This is a genomic window from Sphingobacterium thalpophilum, assembly GCF_038396785.1.
GTDB lineage: Bacteria > Bacteroidota > Bacteroidia > Sphingobacteriales > Sphingobacteriaceae > Sphingobacterium > Sphingobacterium thalpophilum_A.
The window spans coordinates 5389115-5409042 of record NZ_CP151087.1 but is presented as its reverse complement, the minus strand read 5'-3'; the positions used below and the strand labels follow the sequence as shown (position 1 = coordinate 5409042).

The 19928-nt window shown below is 40.0% G+C and carries 16 protein-coding genes; 3 read left to right on the top strand and 13 right to left on the bottom strand.

The features are described 5' to 3' along the window. Position 1: 1 nt before the first annotated feature. The 7 genes from AACH28_RS23840 to AACH28_RS23810 all read right to left on the bottom strand — a co-directional run bounded on the left by AACH28_RS23840 (position 2) and on the right by AACH28_RS23810 (position 11557). Complete coding sequence (locus AACH28_RS23840; protein ID WP_227550161.1) at positions 2-766, bottom strand: response regulator transcription factor; 765 nt, start codon at positions 764-766, stop codon at positions 2-4. A gap of 146 nt (positions 767-912) precedes the next feature. After that, complete coding sequence (locus tag AACH28_RS23835) at positions 913-3375, bottom strand: phosphocholine-specific phospholipase C (protein ID WP_341831724.1); 2463 nt, start codon at positions 3373-3375, stop codon at positions 913-915. Beyond that, positions 3375-4868: a SusD/RagB family nutrient-binding outer membrane lipoprotein gene (locus tag AACH28_RS23830; protein WP_341831723.1), complete on the bottom strand. Its 1494-nt coding sequence runs from the start codon at positions 4866-4868 to the stop codon at positions 3375-3377. Before AACH28_RS23830 ends, AACH28_RS23835 begins: the two co-directional genes overlap by 1 nt. A 12-nt stretch (positions 4869-4880) precedes the next feature. Then, a complete protein-coding gene (locus tag AACH28_RS23825; protein WP_341831722.1) occupies positions 4881-8102 on the bottom strand; it encodes a SusC/RagA family TonB-linked outer membrane protein in 3222 nt (1073 codons plus the stop codon). 118 nt (positions 8103-8220) lie between these two features. Continuing rightward, complete coding sequence (locus tag AACH28_RS23820; protein ID WP_341831721.1) at positions 8221-9570, bottom strand: MATE family efflux transporter; 1350 nt, start codon at positions 9568-9570, stop codon at positions 8221-8223. A 15-nt stretch (positions 9571-9585) separates the two neighbouring features. Beyond that, positions 9586-10395 carry a siderophore-interacting protein gene (locus AACH28_RS23815; protein ID WP_341831720.1) on the bottom strand — a complete coding sequence of 270 codons (810 nt, stop codon included), beginning with the start codon at positions 10393-10395 and terminating at the stop codon, positions 9586-9588. A gap of 175 nt (positions 10396-10570) precedes the next feature. After that, a complete protein-coding gene (locus tag AACH28_RS23810; RefSeq protein WP_341831719.1) occupies positions 10571-11557 on the bottom strand; it encodes an AraC family transcriptional regulator in 987 nt (328 codons plus the stop codon). Positions 11558-11886: 329 nt separating this feature from the next. Between AACH28_RS23810 and AACH28_RS23805 the strand changes: the two genes are divergently transcribed. Next, the gene (locus tag AACH28_RS23805; RefSeq protein ID WP_046675378.1) at positions 11887-12147 is read left to right on the top strand and encodes a hypothetical protein; all 261 of its coding nucleotides are present in this window, start codon (positions 11887-11889) and stop codon (positions 12145-12147) included. Positions 12148-12215: 68 nt separating this feature from the next. Here AACH28_RS23805 and AACH28_RS23800 read toward each other — a convergent pair whose 3' ends face one another. The 4 genes from AACH28_RS23800 to AACH28_RS23785 form a co-directional block, all read right to left on the bottom strand. Beyond that, a complete protein-coding gene (locus tag AACH28_RS23800) occupies positions 12216-13055 on the bottom strand; it encodes a glycine betaine ABC transporter substrate-binding protein (protein ID WP_088162284.1) in 840 nt (279 codons plus the stop codon). 1 nt (position 13056) lies between these two features. Then, positions 13057-13884, bottom strand: coding sequence for a proline/glycine betaine ABC transporter permease (locus AACH28_RS23795; RefSeq protein ID WP_341831718.1), 828 nt, complete (start codon positions 13882-13884; stop codon positions 13057-13059). 2 nt (positions 13885-13886) lie between these two features. After that, the gene (locus AACH28_RS23790; RefSeq protein ID WP_201667717.1) at positions 13887-15128 is read right to left on the bottom strand and encodes a glycine betaine/L-proline ABC transporter ATP-binding protein; all 1242 of its coding nucleotides are present in this window, start codon (positions 15126-15128) and stop codon (positions 13887-13889) included. A 458-nt stretch (positions 15129-15586) separates the two neighbouring features. Further along, positions 15587-15943 (bottom strand): hypothetical protein, encoded by a 357-nt coding sequence (locus AACH28_RS23785; RefSeq protein WP_115050486.1) that lies wholly within the window; start codon positions 15941-15943, stop codon positions 15587-15589. Between the two features lie 21 nt (positions 15944-15964). On the opposite strand from AACH28_RS23785, the gene AACH28_RS23780 reads away from it, so the two are divergent. Beyond that, positions 15965-16804 carry a cold-shock protein gene (locus AACH28_RS23780; RefSeq protein ID WP_145327869.1) on the top strand — a complete coding sequence of 280 codons (840 nt, stop codon included), beginning with the start codon at positions 15965-15967 and terminating at the stop codon, positions 16802-16804. Positions 16805-16971: 167 nt separating this feature from the next. Here the strand turns inward: AACH28_RS23780 and AACH28_RS23775 are convergent, their stop codons facing one another. Further along, complete coding sequence (locus AACH28_RS23775) at positions 16972-17721, bottom strand: SDR family oxidoreductase (protein ID WP_341831717.1); 750 nt, start codon at positions 17719-17721, stop codon at positions 16972-16974. A 78-nt stretch (positions 17722-17799) separates the two neighbouring features. On the opposite strand from AACH28_RS23775, the gene AACH28_RS23770 reads away from it, so the two are divergent. Then, a complete protein-coding gene (locus tag AACH28_RS23770; RefSeq protein WP_115050482.1) occupies positions 17800-18141 on the top strand; it encodes a helix-turn-helix domain-containing protein in 342 nt (113 codons plus the stop codon). Between the two features lie 11 nt (positions 18142-18152). On the opposite strand, the gene AACH28_RS23765 is transcribed toward AACH28_RS23770, so the two are convergent. Further along, complete coding sequence (locus AACH28_RS23765) at positions 18153-19928, bottom strand: alpha-L-fucosidase (RefSeq protein ID WP_341831716.1); 1776 nt, start codon at positions 19926-19928, stop codon at positions 18153-18155.

Sequence of the window (19928 nt, the reverse complement as noted above, 5' to 3'; positions counted from 1 at the left end):
TTCAGTCTTCTATTTTTAGAACATATCCCATACCAATAACCGTATGGATCGCTTTTTTGCTCGTTATTTTTTCAATCTTTTTTCTCAAATAATTCACATAAACATCGACGACATTTGATCCAATATCGAAATTTATCCCCCATATTTTGTCCAAAAGCTCCGTTCTCTCAAATACCTTTTTAGGGCTCTGAATAAACAACAAGAGTAAACGATACTCTGTACTTGTCAGATTGAGTTCCTGCCCCTCACAGTAGGCTATTTTTTTATAATCATCGATACTCAGAAAACCATAACTAAATGTGTCTTTCGAGGGCTGTAACTCACGTTGTGTTGCCTGTACGATAGACTGTTGCCTGCGGATCAATGAACGTATCCGAGCCTTCAATTCAATGAGCTTAAAGGGCTTGGAAAGATAGTCATCGGCACCATTATCGAGTCCGAGCACCACATTTTCTGGAGTACCAAGTGCAGTCAGCATCATAACAGGTAAATCGGTATACCCCCACTGTCTGATCTGCTTACAAATATCCAGGCCATTGGTTCCCGGCAAAAGAATGTCCAATAGCACAAGAGAGACATCTTGCTTCGCCAAAAGCTGTTCCAGACCTTCCGAACGCCCCAGATGAATGACCCTATAGCCATCCTCGCCTAAGCCTTGTACGATCAAATCAGCAACATCCTGTTCATCTTCAACCAAAATAATTTTTTGCTCCTCCATATTCGTCATGATGTGTAGCTCTCTGTAATGAACTACGATCCAAACCATAAAAATAACGTTTTGACACAAGAGACACAAATCCCATTTTTGCCCGAATCCACACAAAAAGAATCTTGCTCTATTTTGCAAAAGAGAAAGCGCTGTGTTCATCGATCGTGAAACAGCGCTTTCGTCCTAGTATTTAATTGGTTCCGCTATAATTCTACTTTACCCATTAACGGGTCTGTCTTACTTGATTTACCAGTCTCTATATGTCCAGCATAGCGGAATTTGACCGCATGATCTTCTGAACACGTTATTTCGATATCATACCAACCTTCACTCTTGCTGCAATCGATTTCAACCAAAGCAGGATCATCCTTGCGCATTGCTTTCGCATGGAAAAGATCATAGGAACAGTCTTTAAGAAATAAATCCCAATTTAGCGACTCTGATTGTACACAAAGAATAGGCTTTCCAGCAACTACTTTCGTATACACATCAATAGCTGGAATATGCGACTTTGCGCCTTCAATCGCACGATAGAAACCATTAGGGCCATGCAATGCAAATGATATGTACTCTCCTACAATTTTATCGAGTTCCCATTCATACGCTAATTGATCCCCTTCCCGTACCGTAAAATTCCAAACTTTACCCGCCGCACGGCCATCATACGCCACATAGGAAATAACATGATAAGGCAGACCCGCTCCCGCTTTAGCTGTATTGAGCCTTCTTTCCAAGGTTGAGCTGATGGAAAGCATCGTTGGTGTATGCTGTACTTTTAGCTGCAATTCATAAGGTAAAGCACAAGCATCCTTCCATCCCTGCTCTTGCATCTGCATAGCTGCATGATACTGACCTGTCGATTTGATTTCCTCCAGTTTTTGGCTGTCGATTTTCACAAAATCTGTTGGGAGCTTTTTATTCCTGGCGGAGAATATACGTTCAACATACCCGTCTCTGTCTACCGGATTAAGCCTTGTTTTGGAAATGTTATCTACAGGACGAAAAGACGTTGTTAAGTCGCCACAGACCATTCTTCGCCATTGACTGATGTTTTCTTCCCGTATCACCTTACCCGTTTTCTTCTCCAAAAAATGTTCTAAAAATTGAAGACAGGAGGTGTGGTCAAAAACTTCGGAATTGACCCAACCACCCTTAGACCAGGGTGAAGCTATCACCATTGGTACGCGATAGCCCAAACCAATAGGACTTTCAAAACTTACATTATTACTATTTTTCCTTTTTCGCTCCTGTTCTAGCGTAACATATTCATCCGAAGTGTCGATTTCTGACACGGCACCCTGATCTTTGTTCGTGCTCAATGGCGGAACAAAAGGAGCGATATGGTCAAAATATCCATCATTTTCGTCATAAGTTAAGATGAAAATTGTCTTTTTCCAAACCTCAGGGTCTTTGGTCAATATATCGAGGACTTCGGATACGTACCATGCCCCATACCAAGGTGAGCCCGGATGATCCGAAAAACGACAAGGTGCCACTAACCACGACACTGTAGGTAATTGGCGATCTTCAACATCTTTTCTAAACTGATAAAAAACATCTCCGGCTGGCACCTCAACTTCCTGCCGCTTTCCACCTTCTTTATAACTTAATTTATCAAGTTTGTGAAAGTTGGGATCAGCTAGATTAGTCACAAATGCATTGTGATGGATATCTTTTTCGAACTGGGATAGCTTTTCAAAATTCTCGGGCGTATAATGAATGACATCCCTTTTCAAATCCTCCAATTCCGCTTTGGCTTTGTGCAGCAATTCTTCTTTTGGATTTGTTTCCAAAAATTTATGCAGCTCTTTTACCCGTTCTTTCATCCACTGATAATGTGCCAAATGATATCTTACACCATATTGTTGGTGAAACTCCAGGTTGTTATCTGTAAAATTGGCCAACCAATCTTCCTCTTCTCCTTTAAAGCCTACTGGTAAACTTAGTTCATTTTGATAAACTTTCCACGAGACCCCTGCTTTTTGCAGTCGTTCAGGATAGGTTTTCCATTTGACATCCTTGTAGTTGATCTGACCATTGTCTACATGCGCAACAGATTCGGGATTACGGGGTTCTTCGCGCACTGTACCAGTCCAAAAATACGATCGATTAGCGCTCGTTCCCGTCAGTGAAGAACAAAAATGCTGGTCACAAATTGTAAATGCATCTGCAAAAGCATAATAAAAAGGAATATCCGCACGGTTATAATAACCCATTGTTAAAGGCATAGCCTTATATTCTGAATTGCCAGAGCTCTTTGCTTCCAACCAATTATCCATTTTCCCGTCATGACGAGCAGCAACCATATCACGCCAACCATGCGGAAGCGACCCCATCCAAGTCGATTTACTATTGACGATATCTAAATGGAAAGGTGCAAAATATGCACCTTCCTTATTTCCTTGTATCCATACAGGTAGGCCATTCGGCAATTTCATCGCGCGGGAATCGTTAAAGCCACGTACACCCTTCAAAGTTCCAAAACAGTGGTCAAACGATCTGTTTTCCTGCATCAAAAAGACAACATGTTCGGCATCCAAAAAAGTTGATCCTTTTGGAGCTTCAATCGCCAAGGCTTTTTGTATTGATTCAGGCAGCCAGTTTATGGCGACTGTACTCCCTGCCAGCATGGCTGCTTTTTTTAAAAATACCCTCCTTGAATCCATTATTTTAACCACCAAGTCTGTAAATTAATATTGTCATTTCCGCCAAATTGTAATTTGATCGCATCAGATACATTCGCCGTATTATTATTGTACTCATCTTGAGGATACATCCAGCGATAGGCTGTTTTCACATTCGCCGATTTACGGAAACTCGGATATCCCGTGCGCAAATGATCAAAATAAGCCGAGTATCCCCCCTGATGAAATGAGCGCAGGTATTTCTGCATCAAGATACGTTCGAGCTTTTGCTCATTGGAACTAGCTCCGTCAAGACTTACCGAATTTTGTTCAAGATATTTGGCCGCTTGTGCTTCATTTGTATAAATTCCTAAATTTTTCGCATACTTTTCATAAAATTTGAACGATGCCTGTACCCCTTTGGTATACGTTGCATTGAGATCGCCCGTTATCCAACCTTTCAAAATGGCTTCAGCCAAAATAAACTGCATCTCCGAACAGCCCAATAAGACCAATGGCTCAGCTGTGGGATCTTGATAAAATCGTTCGTGGACTTTCGATAATTTACCTAATACAGCTTTTGCATTCACCTGTGCATAAGGAACAATCGGATCACCGCCTTCATAAGCCGTAAAGTCATTAATCGCTTTACCCGCTTCTTTACCCAGTCTTGTTTGTGTAGCGACGGCAAATAACCGCGGATCTTTCAGGTCCTGCAATCGTTGGATAAAAGTGGAATCCATATACATTCCCGATCCATAACCACTTGAGTTAAATTCAGGATAGCGATTACCCTCTTGATTCAAAAAGATGAGTTGCCCATCTTCAGCACCACTAACATCAGTGATTCTGGACTCATTGGTAAATATTTTTGAAAATTCTGTTGCTGCACTAAATGGAAGATCAGTCGTTTTCTTCGAGAGTGTCAATAGCACTTTTAGGCGAAATGAATTGACTAACTTGTTCCAATTGCTACTATTTCCACCATAAATAATATCCCCATTTATGGTGTTATTGTTCTTCTTCAGAATAATACTTGCTTCCTCGAGCTCCTTCAATACACCCACCAAAACGTCTTTCTGTGTATCGTATTTCGGCGCAAAAATTGCCGAATTTTCACCCTTTGCTGCTTCTGAATAAGGGACATCACCAAACGTTAAGGTAAGATTATAAAAATAATACGCACGGAAAAATTTTGCTAATGCCAAATAACTTTCAGCGCCAATACGTTCAGCTTCTTCGGTCATCTTGGTAATATTGCGAAGATTACCATATTGCTCAAAGCTTCCTCGTTGCCAATTATAAATTTGATTCGCATTTTCACCATCCGTTTGCACAATCATTTTCAAGGCATATAGTGGTGAGGTACCGTGCCAGGTCCGAAAAGCATCCCATTCTACCTTCGTCAATAAAGCTTGCGGGTGGGTTGTTGTCGCTTCATTTGGATTAACATTTACTTCAGTCAATTTCTGACAAGAAGTCATGATTGAAAGAGAAAATAATCCAAGAAATATATGTTTATTAAATAACTTCATCGTACTACTTTATTAAAACTTAAAATCTAGAGAAAAACCGATATATCGTGTGGAAGGATCTTGTAAGTTTCCATCGTTTCCAACACCAAAATCAGGATCGATATAAGGTACTTTCTTCCACATAGCCAAATTATAGCCAAATAGTGATGCATTTAAGGCCGTAAGCTGTTTTAATTTAAACACCTTATTGACATCATAACCTACCGACAGTCTACGTAGTTTTACAAATGATCGATCAAATACATTGGCAAACAGTTTACTTTCAGACTCTGTAACTCTGGCCTGGTAAGGATAATTTTGGCTCCAAGCCTGCCAATCAACAGCTTTTGTATTACTTGTATACGTTCGGGTATCTGAAGTAATATTACCGTTCACGTCGCGGGTAAGCTCACCTCCTGTTACGATCACCCCATCTGGCACAAAAACTGGTTTTCCAGCATCATATTGTTCCTGACGATATAAGACCGAAGAAGGATGCTTTCCACCCCACCACATTTTTTCTATGGTTGTCGAATTCATCACGCCGCCAATAGATCCGTCGAAATCAAGATTTACCTGAAATCCCTTAAATTTAAACTGGTTTGCAAAACCAAATTGCCAGTCCGGTTGAAAGTATCCTAAATACTGTGGAAATGGATTATTGGTCGGCATGCCCGTATTCGGATTCAAGATAACCTTACCATCAGCCGATTTTTCCCAAACAGTACCATAATAGCTGTCTGCACGATCGCCTTTTTTAAGATTACCGTATTTCGCTTGGTTATTATAAATTTCTTCCAAACGCTGAATTGCACGGGACCAGTTTACAGTAGACGTCCACGAAAATTGTTCATTTTTAATTATATTCCCTGTCAAAGAAATCTCTAATCCTTTTGTACGGTATTTATTTCCATTTATTTTACGCGAAGTAAAAGCGGATGCTTGAGAAATACTCAAATCGATAATCTGATTTTTATCAACAACATTATAGTACGTTACATCAGCTGAAAGCCTATTTTTAAAGAAAGCCATAGATGCACCAATTTCTAAGGAAATGGACTGCTGCGGAAGGATATCAGGATTAATAATACCTGCAGGATAGGTTACTGATGGCGTCGAACCATAGGTAACATCTTTTTTATAAGTCGCGGCAATGCTATAAGGATCCAGATCAGAAGATACCGATGCCCAGGAACTGTACAATTTAACAAAGTCAATTTGCGCTGGCAGTTTAAAATAATCGGAGATAACACTACTTAGTGAAACCGATGGATAAAAGAATGACTGATTTGCCTTTGATAATGTGGAAGACCAGTCATTTCTTCCTGAAAAATTCAGATAGGTCGACTTAAACACATTTAAATTTACCGACGCATAAGCACTTCGGATTATTTTCTCAGTTGTTGTATTTGTTGCCTTAACTGGGCCTTGGGTATTGCCTAAGTTGTAGACAAATGGTACAACTAAACCATCTGTAGTTTGATAAAGTTCACGATAATCTCTTTTGAAAGTGGAAGATCCCGCATTAACGGTTACACCAAAATTATCAGACAACTGCTTAATATAGGTTGCTAAGACGTCCGCATCAAAATTGAGCTGCTTGCTATCCCAGTTTTTATAATCCCCATTCCGTGAATCGCCATAATTCATATAAGACTTAGGACTCTGCATGTCCTGGAATAGATTTTTTTGTCTTGCTGCAGCACGACCTTTGATGGTAAATTCAGGTGAAATACGCCAAGTTAAAGCAGTCTGCCCGGCCAAAATATCCTGATCGTATACTTGGTTCAACTCATTAGCTGCAAAATAAGGGTTGTTGTACCAAGCATAGTTATAGTTTGCTTGACGATAGCCTTCCTGTCCCGGAATATAGAGGTGATCCTTTAATTCCTGTCCATTTACATCATTTCCCATCCACAACAGAATCGTATACATATGATTTTTAGGTCCATATCCATACCTTGGATAATTTGGAGATTTCACTTTGTTATAGGATAAGTTAAGATCTAATTGTACCTCAGGAGTAAAACGGTAAGAGGTATTCAAATTTAATCCACCTGTAGAAAGCTTTGTATTGGGCACCTGACCTTTTTGATAGGCATATTTTCCTGTTCCAAATATGCTTACCTTTTCCGAACGATACGATAATGTCGCATTATTCTCGGTAATCAGTCCAGTTCCAAGGAAATCCTCTAAATTGTTATGTGCGACCCAATCAATCGGCACTCTTTCGTAACGTGACTTATCATTATACTTGGTTCCACTCACATCGCCCCACCAAGGAATCACTTCACCAGTTTGCTTATCACGAATCGGACTGTTCCATTGTGCCACCTTTATTCCGGAGTTCAATTTGGGTCCCCATGTCATATCTCCATCTGAAATCCCCCCATCAGCACCATCCCAAAACTCATATTTACCGTTGGATCCACTTCCGAACTCCTTTTGCGACTCAGGAAAAACTGTAAATCCAGCAGAAAACATATTACTGGTTCCAACCGAAAACTCCAGCCTATCACTTTTTGCACTTTTGGTTGTAATTAAGATCGCGCCATTTTTACCGCGCGATCCATATAAAGATGAAGCAGCTGTTCCTTTCAGCACATTGATATTTTCTATGTTTTGACTGGACATGTCGTAAAAATCAGATTCTACAGGAATACCATCTACGACAATAAGTGGGCTCTTACCACGCAATTGAAAAGATGGTGCCTGAAAAATCCCCGTTGGATTATTAACGATAAGACCAGATACTTGTCCCGTTAGCGCTGTACCAATATTCATTGTTTTAGACTCTTTAAGTACGTCTAATTTGACTTCTTGGGTAGCGTAACCAATTTGCTTCTTTTGTTGCTTGATACCAATTGCCGTGACAACAACCTCATCCAACTTTGAATCATCCTTTTCCAAAACCACCACAAGATCCCCATCTGTAGCAGTTATTGTAGCTGTTTTATATCCTAAAGAAGAAACACGGATTTGGTCGCCAACCTGACCTTTCAGATTGAATTTACCATTAAACTCTGTACGCGTACTCTGTTTGCTGGTTTCATTGATGATCGTGCCGCCGTCAATAGGTTTGCCGTCCTGATCCTTAACAATCCCTTTAATAATAGCTTGATCGGCAATTTCGAGCTTGGTAGTTTCATTCGCAAAGTTTGCCCATACGCTATCGACATGTGCCGCATTCAGCAATGCAATAGCTAAGGTCACCTGAGCTGTTTTCCTAAATTGAGGTAGTTTAATAGGTTTCATTATTTTGAATTTTGCCCAAAAAAATGAAACCTATATTACTAGAAGATGAGTAGTATATTAACAATGCAATCTTAAAGATTGCTTAACTTAACATTAACATCGTTCGCGCTGCAATGTCTTATACATCAGTTTGCATATTGAGCTTCCGCGTGATTCGTCGAACCGCATAGATGACTATAATGAAAATAATCCAGTCTATCGCCGCGCTCGCTACATAAATGCTGTGTACACCAAAATATTTTGGCGCAATAATTAAGATAGGAATATAAAATACAACCTGTCGCAATACACTGATAAAAGTCGCAGGCTTGGCATGATCAATGGAAGGAAACCACACCATCGCCATAAAAATAAATGGAAGAACCAATAAAACACTCATGTAAATTCTGAAATCCATTAGCTGCTGTATTGAAAAAATCGCTTCTGGTATCAGTATCGATATCACAGCAACGGGATGAAGCATCACCAGCAACCAGAACGGAAGCAGAATCAGCAGCCCAGTAATGGCAAATAAACGGTACGAATTGATACTTCTCGTATACTGCCCAGCACCATAGTTCATCCCCGTTACAGGCTGCAAAGCCCGCATAAGCCCCCATAGTGGGGTATTTAATAAAATATAAAGCCGATTGACCGCCGTAAAAAACGTAATATCCATATCATTTCCGTAATTGGCCAATGCGTTGAAGACAACAATATTCTGGATTACAATCATGACCATCATAATAAACCCGGGCATTCCTAATGAAAGCGTTTCTTTTAAAATCGATAAATCCCAAGATAAAGACCAAAACTTTGTTTTGAACGAAGCCTTTCCCCCGGCGTAATACCATACACCTAAAAATGTGTAGATGATCATCGATATATTGGTTGCCCAAGCTGCCCCTGATACACCCCAACCAAAGTGTTCTATAAAAACCGGTTTAAGTAAGACATCAACAAGCAATCCAATTGCAATCATCCAGGCCGCAGTTTTCATACGACCCTCTGCACGAATAATCATGTTGAGGGCCAAACCATAAATCCAGAAAAAACTACCCAATATGGTTGTTCGAAAGTAATCCACCCCAAGAGCCAATATATCACCTCTACCACCCATCATGTAGACCAATTTGTCGGCAAATGCATAGCAAGGGAGGGTAATTATAAGAGAGAAAATAATAGTCAAAAAATGCACCGTACCAAATGACCTATGTAATTTCTCCTGTTGATCCCCACCTATCCAAATACTAATTGCTGCCCCCATACCTGTTCCGATCAGGGTACCAAAACCTTGTGCAAATTGGGCTAAAGGATAGGTTACACCGACAGCTGCCAACGCTGTATTGTTAATCAGATGACCAACAAAAATACCATCCAGAAAATTGTTCAGACCATACAGGACCATTGCAATCACGGCAGGCCACGACATCTGCCACATCACCCTACTTAACTTACCGTTTAAGATCAGTTGTTTCTGTTTCTCCATAACCTATCGTAAACGTTAGGCCTGGATTTCTTCACTCTCACTACGGCGATCTGTAGCAGATTTATCTTCAGCAACTCCAGCTTTCCAATACGAATAAGCATAAAGCTCCTCTCTTCCCCAACCGAGATCCTTACGCAAATAATTGCGAATCTCCTTAACTGTCGAAAATTCAGCAGCTACATAAGCAAATTTATCCGCTACGGGCAAGGATCTGATCTTCACCAAATCCGCCAAAAGGCTACCTTCTTGTGGCGTATCATTATGTAACCAGATAAAATCAATAGCAGCCTTAGTCTTCAATTGCTGTATATCTTCGCTACCATGTACTTCAATCATACAGATTCCCTTTGCCGAAGGTGGCAAATCTTCTAAGATTGCCCCCAGAACAGGAATTGCAGTTGCATCCCCAACAAGGAGATAGTTAGCTGCAACTTCATATAGGGACGTCTTACCTGCTTTCATTAGAATCCCGAGCACATCGCCAGGTTTTGCAGCCATAGCCCAAGCTGAAGCTGGCCCCTCATCACCATGGGCAACGAAATCAATCCATACTTCATTTCTATCAAGGTTGATACCGCGATGTGTATAAGTTCGAACTGTTGGCCTAATCGCCTCATCCATCGGCTTCCACTGCCCTCGTTCATAATCAAATTCTGGAAAATAAATGCGATCTACATGCTTTGGCGGAATCAAGATCTTGTTATTGACTCCGACGGTCGTATTAGCGATTTGATCTACACCATCACCAGTCAAATAAACACGAATATAATGTGGCGTCAGGTATTCTTTTCTACTTACAGTCAGGGCGAGCTGTATTACTTTCATTTCAGTTTTTCCCATGATTTTCTAATTACGTACATATTTGATCAAAAGACCATTATTAAGAATCTTTCTAAACAAAGGTAGTTATTCGACTTTTATCAAACCCGATTCATGCGCTATTAAAACTTCCGTAAGAAGGAATAAAAGGTCCGTAAAGTGTAAAAAAAACTATTCCACATTACAAGGTATTTTTTAGCTTACTCGGTGGGATTCCAAATTTACGTTTAAAGGCGTCCGAAAAATGGCGTTGATTTTTGTAACCAACCAAATCAGAAACTTCACCGATTGTTCGATCTTCATCTAAGATCAGTTTCTTGGCATGTTCCATTTTTGCGTCATGCCAAAAACCAAAAACAGTCGTACCAAATAGCTCCTTAAAACCTTTTTTCAATGTGAATTCATTGGTACCCACCAGATGCGCGAGATTGACTAGTGTACTATTGGTATCCATATTTTTTAGTAGAAACTCACGAACGGCATATATCTTATCGATATCGGCTTTTTTTAACGAAACTGCTACAAAATCCTCTTCCTGAAACTGTTCCAATTGAAGAAGCAAGAGCTCCATAATCTTTGCTTCCAGGAAAATTTTCTTAAAAATTCCCTTTCGTTGACAATTGATTACATCGTCGATAATTTCATACATATCGTGGGTAATCCGTCTATGCATATTGGTCAGCAATCCCGATTTACCACGGTCAATAGCATTCCGAAAATCTGCAAAGAATTTATAATCTTCGGGCAGGAATCTTTTAAAAAATTCGGGCGATAAGTTTATTTCACATAACTGAAACTCCTGATTCCCCCACTCCATTTGACCACACATTGAATTTCCGTAAATAATATTATGCTGGTATGTCTCAAAATTTACACCTAAGGGCATCATTTCGCCACTCGCCTGACTATTGCCTTTTAAGGCAAAGTGCATTTCAACTGTTTCAAAATCAGTTTCAAAACGAAACCGCATCCGTTTAAATAACTGCGCATGACCGTAACCAATATGAATACCATCGAAGAAAACCTCCTTATAAAAACCTTTTCCGAATGTAGTATCTAAATGTGTTACAGATTCATAAATTCCCGTGTCGACAGAAAAGCAGGTACTTGGGTAAGTCCGCTCCAATAATAAACTGGGTGAATCAATATCATATAATCTTAGTGCCATTTTTAATTCCTTTTAGGATTCAAATAGTCCTACGCACATTAGGCAATATACCTTAACAAAAATATTCCCTTCGACGGACATTTTACTCCTTTATGCAGACGCCATAACAATAGAATGCCTGCTATCTTTGACTAAAGTATAAAATTATTTAGAATCATTCTTAATTATTTTAAATACGCACATTAGGCAATATACCTTAACAAAAATATTCCCTTCGACGGACATTTTACTCCTTTATGCAGACGCCATAACAATAGAATGCCTGCTATCTTTGACTAAAGTATAAAATTATTTAGAATCATTCTTAATTATTTGAAAAATAATTCACTATGGATACAAATAGAAATCAGGATATGGCAGACAACTTTCCACTCATCCAGGATAGCATTTATAATAACATCAAGATTGCCAATCCAAATGCAACGAAACATGACATTATTTTAGCCGCAGAAAAAGCGAAAGTGTTAGATTTCGCCTGGGAATTTCCAAAGGGGCTCGACACATGGATTGATGATAGCAGATATCCTTTATCCAGCATACAACAACAACAAATTCAACTGGCCCGTAAATTTTTAAGGGCATTGTCGTAATGACAATGCCCTCCTTATGCTATGCCGGGTAGCGTACTGGGGGAGCATAACTATTTAATCACCTCAGTTTACAATAACCAGCCCTTTACGAGATCGTTATGTTTCTTGACCCATTCTTTTGCCGTAAATGCTTTGTCCTGGCTTCCCTGCATTTTTGACAACAAATCAGCCATTGTTGATTCATCGAAGTAGACTTTGGAGAAAAATCGGGCTAGCTCAGGCTGCTCAATGTTAAAGTTTCCCCGTGCAAAAATTTTAATTTGCTCGGCATCACCCAATGTCTTTTTGGGGTCATCCAAAAACTTCAATTTCATTTTAGCAAACATCCAATGCGGCTGCCAGCCAGCTACCACAATCCAACGTTTTGCTTTGATTGCATTTTGCAATTCCGTGATCATAGCTACGGTAGATGAGTTCACATGCTTATAATCGAGGCTATAATCTTTGATCACCTGATCCACGGCACGTGTTATTCCAGCCCCTTTTTCTATTCCAATGATCCGTTTATCAAACTCTTTTTCATGTTTTTTCAACTCTTCAATTCCATCAATTGTTACGTAATCCGGTACAACAAGTCCATTTCGCGCATGGTTATAACTCGTTCCAAGCTCTTCAATATTGGGGAATTTAGCCACTTTACTTCCATGGGTCAATGGCAGCCAGACATCCATATATAGATCTGTATCGCCATTGTTCATGGAGGCTAAGATCATATCTGGCGTAGCCCGCTGGACAACAACATGATATCCCTTTTCTTCCATAATAACTTTTGCGACCTCTGTCATTGCGACCCCTTCGGCCCAGCCATCGACCATACCGATATGAATAATATTTTTATTCCGACCTGTGCTGCATGACGCAAGCAACAACACCATCAGACACAATACCATACTTTTTATTTTCCTCATACTATGCTTTCTTTTTTACAAAACCCTGCGTGATTCGATCCAAAATAATAGCGAGAATCACAACGGACAAACCACTTTCAAAACCAAGACCAATATCCAAGTTATTAATACCCTCAAGCACTTTTTCTCCCAAGCCACCAGCAGCAATCATTCCGGCAATAACAACCATAGATAAAGACAGTAATATGGTCTGATTGATCCCTGCTAAGATTGTTTTTGTAGCCAAGGGCAGCTCTATTTTAAATAAGATCTGACTATTGGTTGCTCCAAATGAACGTGCAGCTTCCACGATATCTTTTGGAACCGCATCAATCCCTAAAGTCGTCAAACGGACGGCAGGTGGCATAGCGAAAATAATGGTAGCAAAAGCTCCCGGGACTTTACCGATACTAAAAAATAACACCGCTGGAATCAAGTAAACAAAGGCAGGCATCGTCTGCATTAAATCAAGTAAGGGCCGAATGATTTTCGCTGCTAGTTTATTCTTCGCGGCCCACACGCCCAAAGGAACTGATATAACCAATGCTGTCAGTGTAGCTACCAACACTAGGGCCAAAGTCTCCATCGTTGCAATCCAAAATCCCATCAGATAGATCAATGTTAATCCCACCAATGTTGTCAATGCAACCCCTTTTCCAGATTTCCACCAGGCTAAACCTGTAAATAATGCGATTATAATAAAAAAAGGTATTGTTGTTAGCACCCATTCCAGTCCAATAATGGATGCATTCCCCGTATTTTTTATCAAGTTAAAAAATGGTTCTAAATGATCTGTCAGCCAATTGACGGCTACAGCAATGTATTGTCCTATATCGATTACTTTATTCATTTCTACTGATTATTTGCTTTCTCTTTTAATTCAATAATTTCTTCTTCATTATACTTTGTCGCTTCGATAATCAATGATGTCTGTGTTACGATCCCCAACAAACGATTATGTTCATTCACCACAGCAATTGGCGACCGGATCTCCGATATCAAGGGCAACATTTCTTCAACGGTCACCTCTTTTGATACAGTTGGAACGGTCGTATGTATAATGGATTCTACGGTAGGTTCCCTACGCTTTGCAGATTGAATGACTTCACTCATATGAACAAAACCAAGAAAAGTCTCATGAGCATCAACTACAGGGAGAATCTCAATTCCTGTCGACCGCATTTTACGTAGAGCCCCCTCAGGGCCATCTTTTTTGAAACGTACAACAGTAGGTTTCTCAAACATCAGTGAACCTGCCGAAATGATGGACTTGCGATCCACTTTTTCAACAAAGGCTTTAACATAGTCACTTGCTGGATTTGTCAAGATATCTTCCGCAGTACCGATCTGTTCGATGACACCATCCTTCATAATAGCAATACGATCGCCCAATTTGATTGCTTCATCGAGATCATGGGTAATAAAAACGATCGTCTTTTGTAAATTATCCTGCAACTCCAATAGCTGATCTTGCATTTCGGTTTTAATCAGGGGATCTAGTGCTGAAAATGCCTCATCCATCAGCAATACTTCGGGATCATTGGCAAGTGCCCGAGCCAGTCCAACCCGCTGTTGCATACCACCAGATAACTGAGACGGTAACTGTTGCTCAAATCCACTCAGTCCTACTACATCCAGCGCTTTCTGAGCTTTAGATTCCCGTTTTTCCCGTTCTTCCCCTCTTAGTTCTAAACCAAAAGCGGCATTGCTTAATACGGTATGATGTGGCAACAGACCAAACTTTTGAAAGACCATACTCATTTCTGTCCTACGGACTTCAAGAAGATCTTTATTATTTTTCCCTGTAATATCCTCTCCATTGACAAATACCTTTCCCGATGTAGGTTCGTTCAATCGATTAAGACAACGGAGCAGCGTAGATTTCCCACTCCCTGATAGTCCCATTATAACAAAGAATTCACCCTCGAAGATTTCAAAATTAGCTTTGTTGATTCCGATCGTGCAATCTGTCTTTGCCAAGATTTCTTTTTTGGAGAAACCCTCATTTAGTAATTTCAAAGCTTGCTTCTTCTGTTTTCCGAAAACAAGTACCAAGTCTTCAACTTTTACTTTTACCTTGCTAGTTTTATCCATTCTTTAATTTTTTTAAACATAAATAAACCATAAGGGCATGAGTAATCCACTAAGGCCATACGCCTACGCTATTTTCTTACAAATAAAAATATCCCTACAGTTGAGTTCGTTTGATCGAAATCTTACTCGTACAGTTCAATCAACTTATTAACTAACATACTTTACTCTCGGTTCGGTAAGAGCAATGATGAAAAAGAAACTAATCTTTTAAAGACGAAATGCTCCATTCAAAAAGCATCTCCAAAATATACTTCAACAAGTATAACGAACAACCTAGGCTGTGCCAGAGGCACAAAGCCATAGCGGAATAAACTCACGCCATTCTGTCTTTTGACAGTACAAAGGTACGAAAAATAAATTTAACGTCTTTTTCGGACCATATAAACCTATTTTACAACAACTTATAAAAACAAAAATGAGATCTGATTTTTTGAAGATAAAATCAGTAAACTTAGTAGCTAAAACAGCCTGTCTCGCAGCCCATATTGTACACATAATCCCTTTACCTTTTCCGCAAATGCCTGTCGATAATAGCTCGAAAGTTTACCGTCCGGACCAAACAATCGTTGGTATTTTTCCACGAGCTGTGGATAGTGTTTTTCAACCGCACGCATAACCAAAGTCCGATTATCAGCAGGGTCAGAACCATTAATGCCAAGGTATCTCTCCGTTTTGTTCAAAGCGAAGACAAATATGTCGCCTTTGGCCTTCCGAAAATCTTTTCCCCAACCAAATAAGTAGGTAAATACGAGAAAAATCAGTGATATAGCACAAATAATTGCAAATATTTCATTTTCAATACCTAATAAAGGCATTTATTCATTACCTTTATACTATTGAAACAAAACTCAACCCCAGCCATGTTTATCGGCGCAGTCAAATGGTTCGACAATAACAAAGGATTTGGTACTCTTGCGTTACCTTCCGGAGAAGAACTCTTTGTGCATATACGCAGGTTTAAAGTTCCTCCAGAACATATTATTCAACCTGGAGAAGTTATTGTTGGCGATAAGAAACCCGACCCTAAAAGGAGCGGTTATCTCGCCCAGAACTGCAGGATTCTCAAAAGGCCCGAAGATTGGAAATTCGTCATCTCGCTCCTCGACAAAGAACACACCGTACTCCTCCCCGACAGCCACGGTCGAGAACAAAAGCATAACTTAACCTCATTAACAGCAAGACAACTTTTAAGAACTCAACCCAGAGAACATATTGTGGCCATGCTGACCGCTAATTTTGATGTTCATTTTGATAGCTCAATTTTTATTTCCTATGCCGAATTGATCGACAAAAGCATTACTGGTGTTTTTGAGAAAGAAACCGCTTACGATATACTTTCCAAAGTGTTCGAATACTTTGGGAAACATGTCTCGCATCAAATCCTATTTCGCGTGTGGAAAGAAAGCATGTTTAGGTACATCGGCTATCCAGCGGAAGGCGACTACGAAATTCCTGAGCTTGTATTTAATCTGAATGCCACCGAAATCAATTGTGAGGATCTGGCGAGAATAAACACTTACAGCTTTGGCAAATCTTTTTGCACTGATTTTGTAAATGCTTTATTTGAAGACATAGAAACAATGGACAAAAAGGATATTGAACCATTGTTACCTTATATTGAGTTTTTGGAGAATGAGGATTCTATTGAAAAAATACAGACGCTGCTGCAAGAATAGCTGAAACTATTTAATGCTGTAAAATTAGCATGCAATCCGCCCCAATATAAATAAGCGAGATCAGACAAAGAATCTGAACTATTGATTATCCTTCGTATGATAATAATTGAATATCTACGAAGGATAAGTTCTTCACCTAAAGTCCTCTTAGTGCGCTATGCAGGTGGTTAAGAATGATTGATACCCATTCCACCGTCTAAAACAAAATCAGCACCAGTAATGTAAGATGCATGATCACCACTCAGATAAACAACCATTTTAGCGACGTCTTCGGCTGTACCTATCTTTTTGAGTGGAGATTCAGTAGCCAACTTATTCCAAATATTTTCGACAGTCTGCTGGTCATAATTCTTGTTAAGCACATCTGTCCTAGTCGGACCAGGACTCACCGTGTTTACACGAATTTTACGGTTTGCAAGCTCCATTGCCGCTGTTTTGGCGAAGGAATTAACGGCCGCTTTACTCGCTTGATAAATCGAACTCGCTGGCATATTTAAGGTCGCTACATTAGAAGAAAGAATAACGACAGACGCACCATCGCGAAGTAATGGGATAAATCTGCTCAATGTAAAATATGAGCCTTTTAAATTGATATCCATTACTGCATCAAAATTTGCTTCTGATGCTTCATCAATAAAACCTCCTTCACCTGTAATACCGGCGTTTATAAATAGGACATCAATATATCCAAACCGATCTTTTATTTCCTGAGCAAGTTTTTCAATATCTTGCAGTATAGCCTGATTCGCCACGTAGGCTGTTGCTCCTATCCGCTCAGCAGCTTGATCAATAGCTTGCTTTCTTCTTCCTGTAATAATAACTTGTGCTCCATTTTCACTAAACTCCTTTGCTGTTGCGAAACCAATTCCACTATTCCCTCCTGTAACTAAGACGACTTTGTTTTCTAAATTTTCCATTGTTCTTTTTTTTTGACAAATATATCAGGTATTTGATATACATTTGATACCAGTATAATAGAGTATACCAAAATTACCATGGAAAGAAATCAAGTAGAAGAACTAAGAGCATTACAAGACACCCTGTATTTTATAGGCGGAAAATGGCGTATTCCTATTATCAATTCACTATGCAACGGTAATAAACGGTTTCGAGAAATTGAACGAAGTATCCCTGGTATCACGACACGTATGCTGTCCAAAGAATTGAAAGATATGGAACTCAACAAGCTTGTTAACAGAAAGGTCTATCCGGACAGCCCTGTGCTGATTGAATACCTACCGACTGCCTATTGCCGGACATTTGGTAATATCATCCAAGAAATGATTAACTGGGGCCGAGAGCACAGAAAGGTGATTATTGAAGAATCTGTAGAATAGACTTTTGAGCTCTATTCTACAGATTTAAATCGAAGTGCAGTAAGACTGAGTTTATCAGCATCCCCATCCACTAAAGAAACAGTAATTTTGTAGCGCCCCGGAGCCTTAAATTTCATCCATCCCCAAGGGTACCAATTATACACAGAAGAGGCCGCTTGCTGATTCTGCACGATCTCCCCATCCGAGTTTTCGATCTTCCACACCATTCTCCCCTGCCCCGTATAATTTAGATCAATTTGATAATAGCCTGGCTTAATAATGTCTATAGCATACGTTAATTTACTTTCATCAGTCCACTGCCCTACTTGAACCACATGCTTCCATTCACCGAATTTTTCCATCCAGGATTTTCCAGTTTTATTACATCCTTCAACTTCAGCAAAATCAACAGGCACAATTGTCTCCATGGCCGGATCAACTCCAAACATTTTATCAATAACGGGCATTTCCCGCATAACTACCTCAATGACAGAAACCAATGAATCGGGAGCTACACCTGGCGTATTGATTTTTAGCCATTTTCCATCGAACGTGTAATTCAAGGACTTTTTGCCGTTGGAAGTTAAAAGGTTAATCGACTTTATCCCTTTTGTTAGGCCCGGAACAAATAACTTTCCATTGGCCGGCCAATGATAGACCAACAATGAAATTTTACCTCCCTGTACAGTAGCATCTCCCCAGGGTAAAGCATGCCCCCAAGGTGACGCCTGTGCGCCATAAACGGTCTCTGGATATTTTCGGATCCAGGCACCCGCACCGCGCAAAGCTAAGCTCGCTGGCTCTGGAATAGTCCCGTCGGGTTTAGGTCCAACATTTAACATATAGGTCCCACCTCGACCAATAGTCGACAATGTACGTGACAAGATCTCACGAGCACTCTTCCAATTATTGTCGTACCAAGCATAACCCCAAGAATCGTTAGTTACATCTACTGCTTCCCAAAGACCCGGAACATTCTGCCGCGGCACTTCCATATCTCCTAAAGTAGCATAATCACCAAGCCCGTGCCCCACTCGCCCCGACACAAATGCTCCGGGTTGATTTTTATGAACCAATTCGACAAGTTTTTGTGCGTATTTCTTATCCATCCCACCTGGAGTATCGAACCAGACCAATTCTATCGGTCCATACTCAGTTGTAATCTGATTCACCTCAGGATAACATTTTTCCCAAAAATAATCATCAAATGTTTTCGGTTGACCAGCTGCATTCACCTTAGGCCCTCCATTTCCGCCAGGATAAGTCCAATCCTGATTTTGCGAATAATAGAAGCCAAAACCGATCCCACCTTCCTTACATGCTTTTGCGAGCTCAATCATTGGATCGCGCTTAAAGTCAGTCGCCTCAACAATATTAAAAGAATTCACCTTAGAATGAAACATTGAAAATCCATCATGATGTTTACTTGTAATCACGATGTAACGCATTCCCGCATCTTTTGCAAGCCTCACAATAGCTTTAGCATCAAAATGATCTGGACGGAAAGAACCCGCAGCAGCCATATAGTCCGCAACAGGTATATTGGCCATGTTCTTGTTCATGAGCCACTCCCCTATGCCATAAAACGTTTTTCCCTTCCAGGTATTTGCCAGCTGCGAATAGATTCCCCAATGGATAAACATCGCATATTTGCCTTCACGAAACAGTTTCCCTCTATTTTCGGCAATCGGTTTATTTCCCCCTTCACCATTCCACATGTGTTCCATCTGTTGCGCTGAAACCTGGTTCACAACCAACCCCGCCAGTGCTAGACAAAACAATATCTTTTTAATACCTATTTTTAACAT

What these genes read in the sequence shown, in the direction of transcription:
- AACH28_RS23840 (WP_227550161.1), bottom strand. Translation starts at nt 766, where the DNA reads ATGGTTTGGATCGTAGTTCATTACAGAGAGCTACACATCATGACGAAT.
- AACH28_RS23835 (WP_341831724.1), bottom strand. Translation starts at nt 3,375, where the DNA reads ATGGATTCAAGGAGGGTATTTTTAAAAAAAGCAGCCATGCTGGCAGGG.
- AACH28_RS23830 (WP_341831723.1), bottom strand. Translation starts at nt 4,868, where the DNA reads ATGAAGTTATTTAATAAACATATATTTCTTGGATTATTTTCTCTTTCA.
- AACH28_RS23825 (WP_341831722.1), bottom strand. Translation starts at nt 8,102, where the DNA reads ATGAAACCTATTAAACTACCTCAATTTAGGAAAACAGCTCAGGTGACC.
- AACH28_RS23820 (WP_341831721.1), bottom strand. Translation starts at nt 9,570, where the DNA reads ATGGAGAAACAGAAACAACTGATCTTAAACGGTAAGTTAAGTAGGGTG.
- AACH28_RS23815 (WP_341831720.1), bottom strand. Translation starts at nt 10,395, where the DNA reads ATGAAAGTAATACAGCTCGCCCTGACTGTAAGTAGAAAAGAATACCTG.
- AACH28_RS23810 (WP_341831719.1), bottom strand. Translation starts at nt 11,557, where the DNA reads ATGGCACTAAGATTATATGATATTGATTCACCCAGTTTATTATTGGAG.
- AACH28_RS23805 (WP_046675378.1), top strand. Translation starts at nt 11,887, where the DNA reads ATGGATACAAATAGAAATCAGGATATGGCAGACAACTTTCCACTCATC.
- AACH28_RS23800 (WP_088162284.1), bottom strand. Translation starts at nt 13,055, where the DNA reads ATGAGGAAAATAAAAAGTATGGTATTGTGTCTGATGGTGTTGTTGCTT.
- AACH28_RS23795 (WP_341831718.1), bottom strand. Translation starts at nt 13,884, where the DNA reads ATGAATAAAGTAATCGATATAGGACAATACATTGCTGTAGCCGTCAAT.
- AACH28_RS23790 (WP_201667717.1), bottom strand. Translation starts at nt 15,128, where the DNA reads ATGGATAAAACTAGCAAGGTAAAAGTAAAAGTTGAAGACTTGGTACTT.
- AACH28_RS23785 (WP_115050486.1), bottom strand. Translation starts at nt 15,943, where the DNA reads ATGCCTTTATTAGGTATTGAAAATGAAATATTTGCAATTATTTGTGCT.
- AACH28_RS23775 (WP_341831717.1), bottom strand. Translation starts at nt 17,721, where the DNA reads ATGGAAAATTTAGAAAACAAAGTCGTCTTAGTTACAGGAGGGAATAGT.
- AACH28_RS23770 (WP_115050482.1), top strand. Translation starts at nt 17,800, where the DNA reads ATGGAAAGAAATCAAGTAGAAGAACTAAGAGCATTACAAGACACCCTG.
- AACH28_RS23765 (WP_341831716.1), bottom strand. Translation starts at nt 19,928, where the DNA reads ATGTTAAAAATAGGTATTAAAAAGATATTGTTTTGTCTAGCACTGGCG.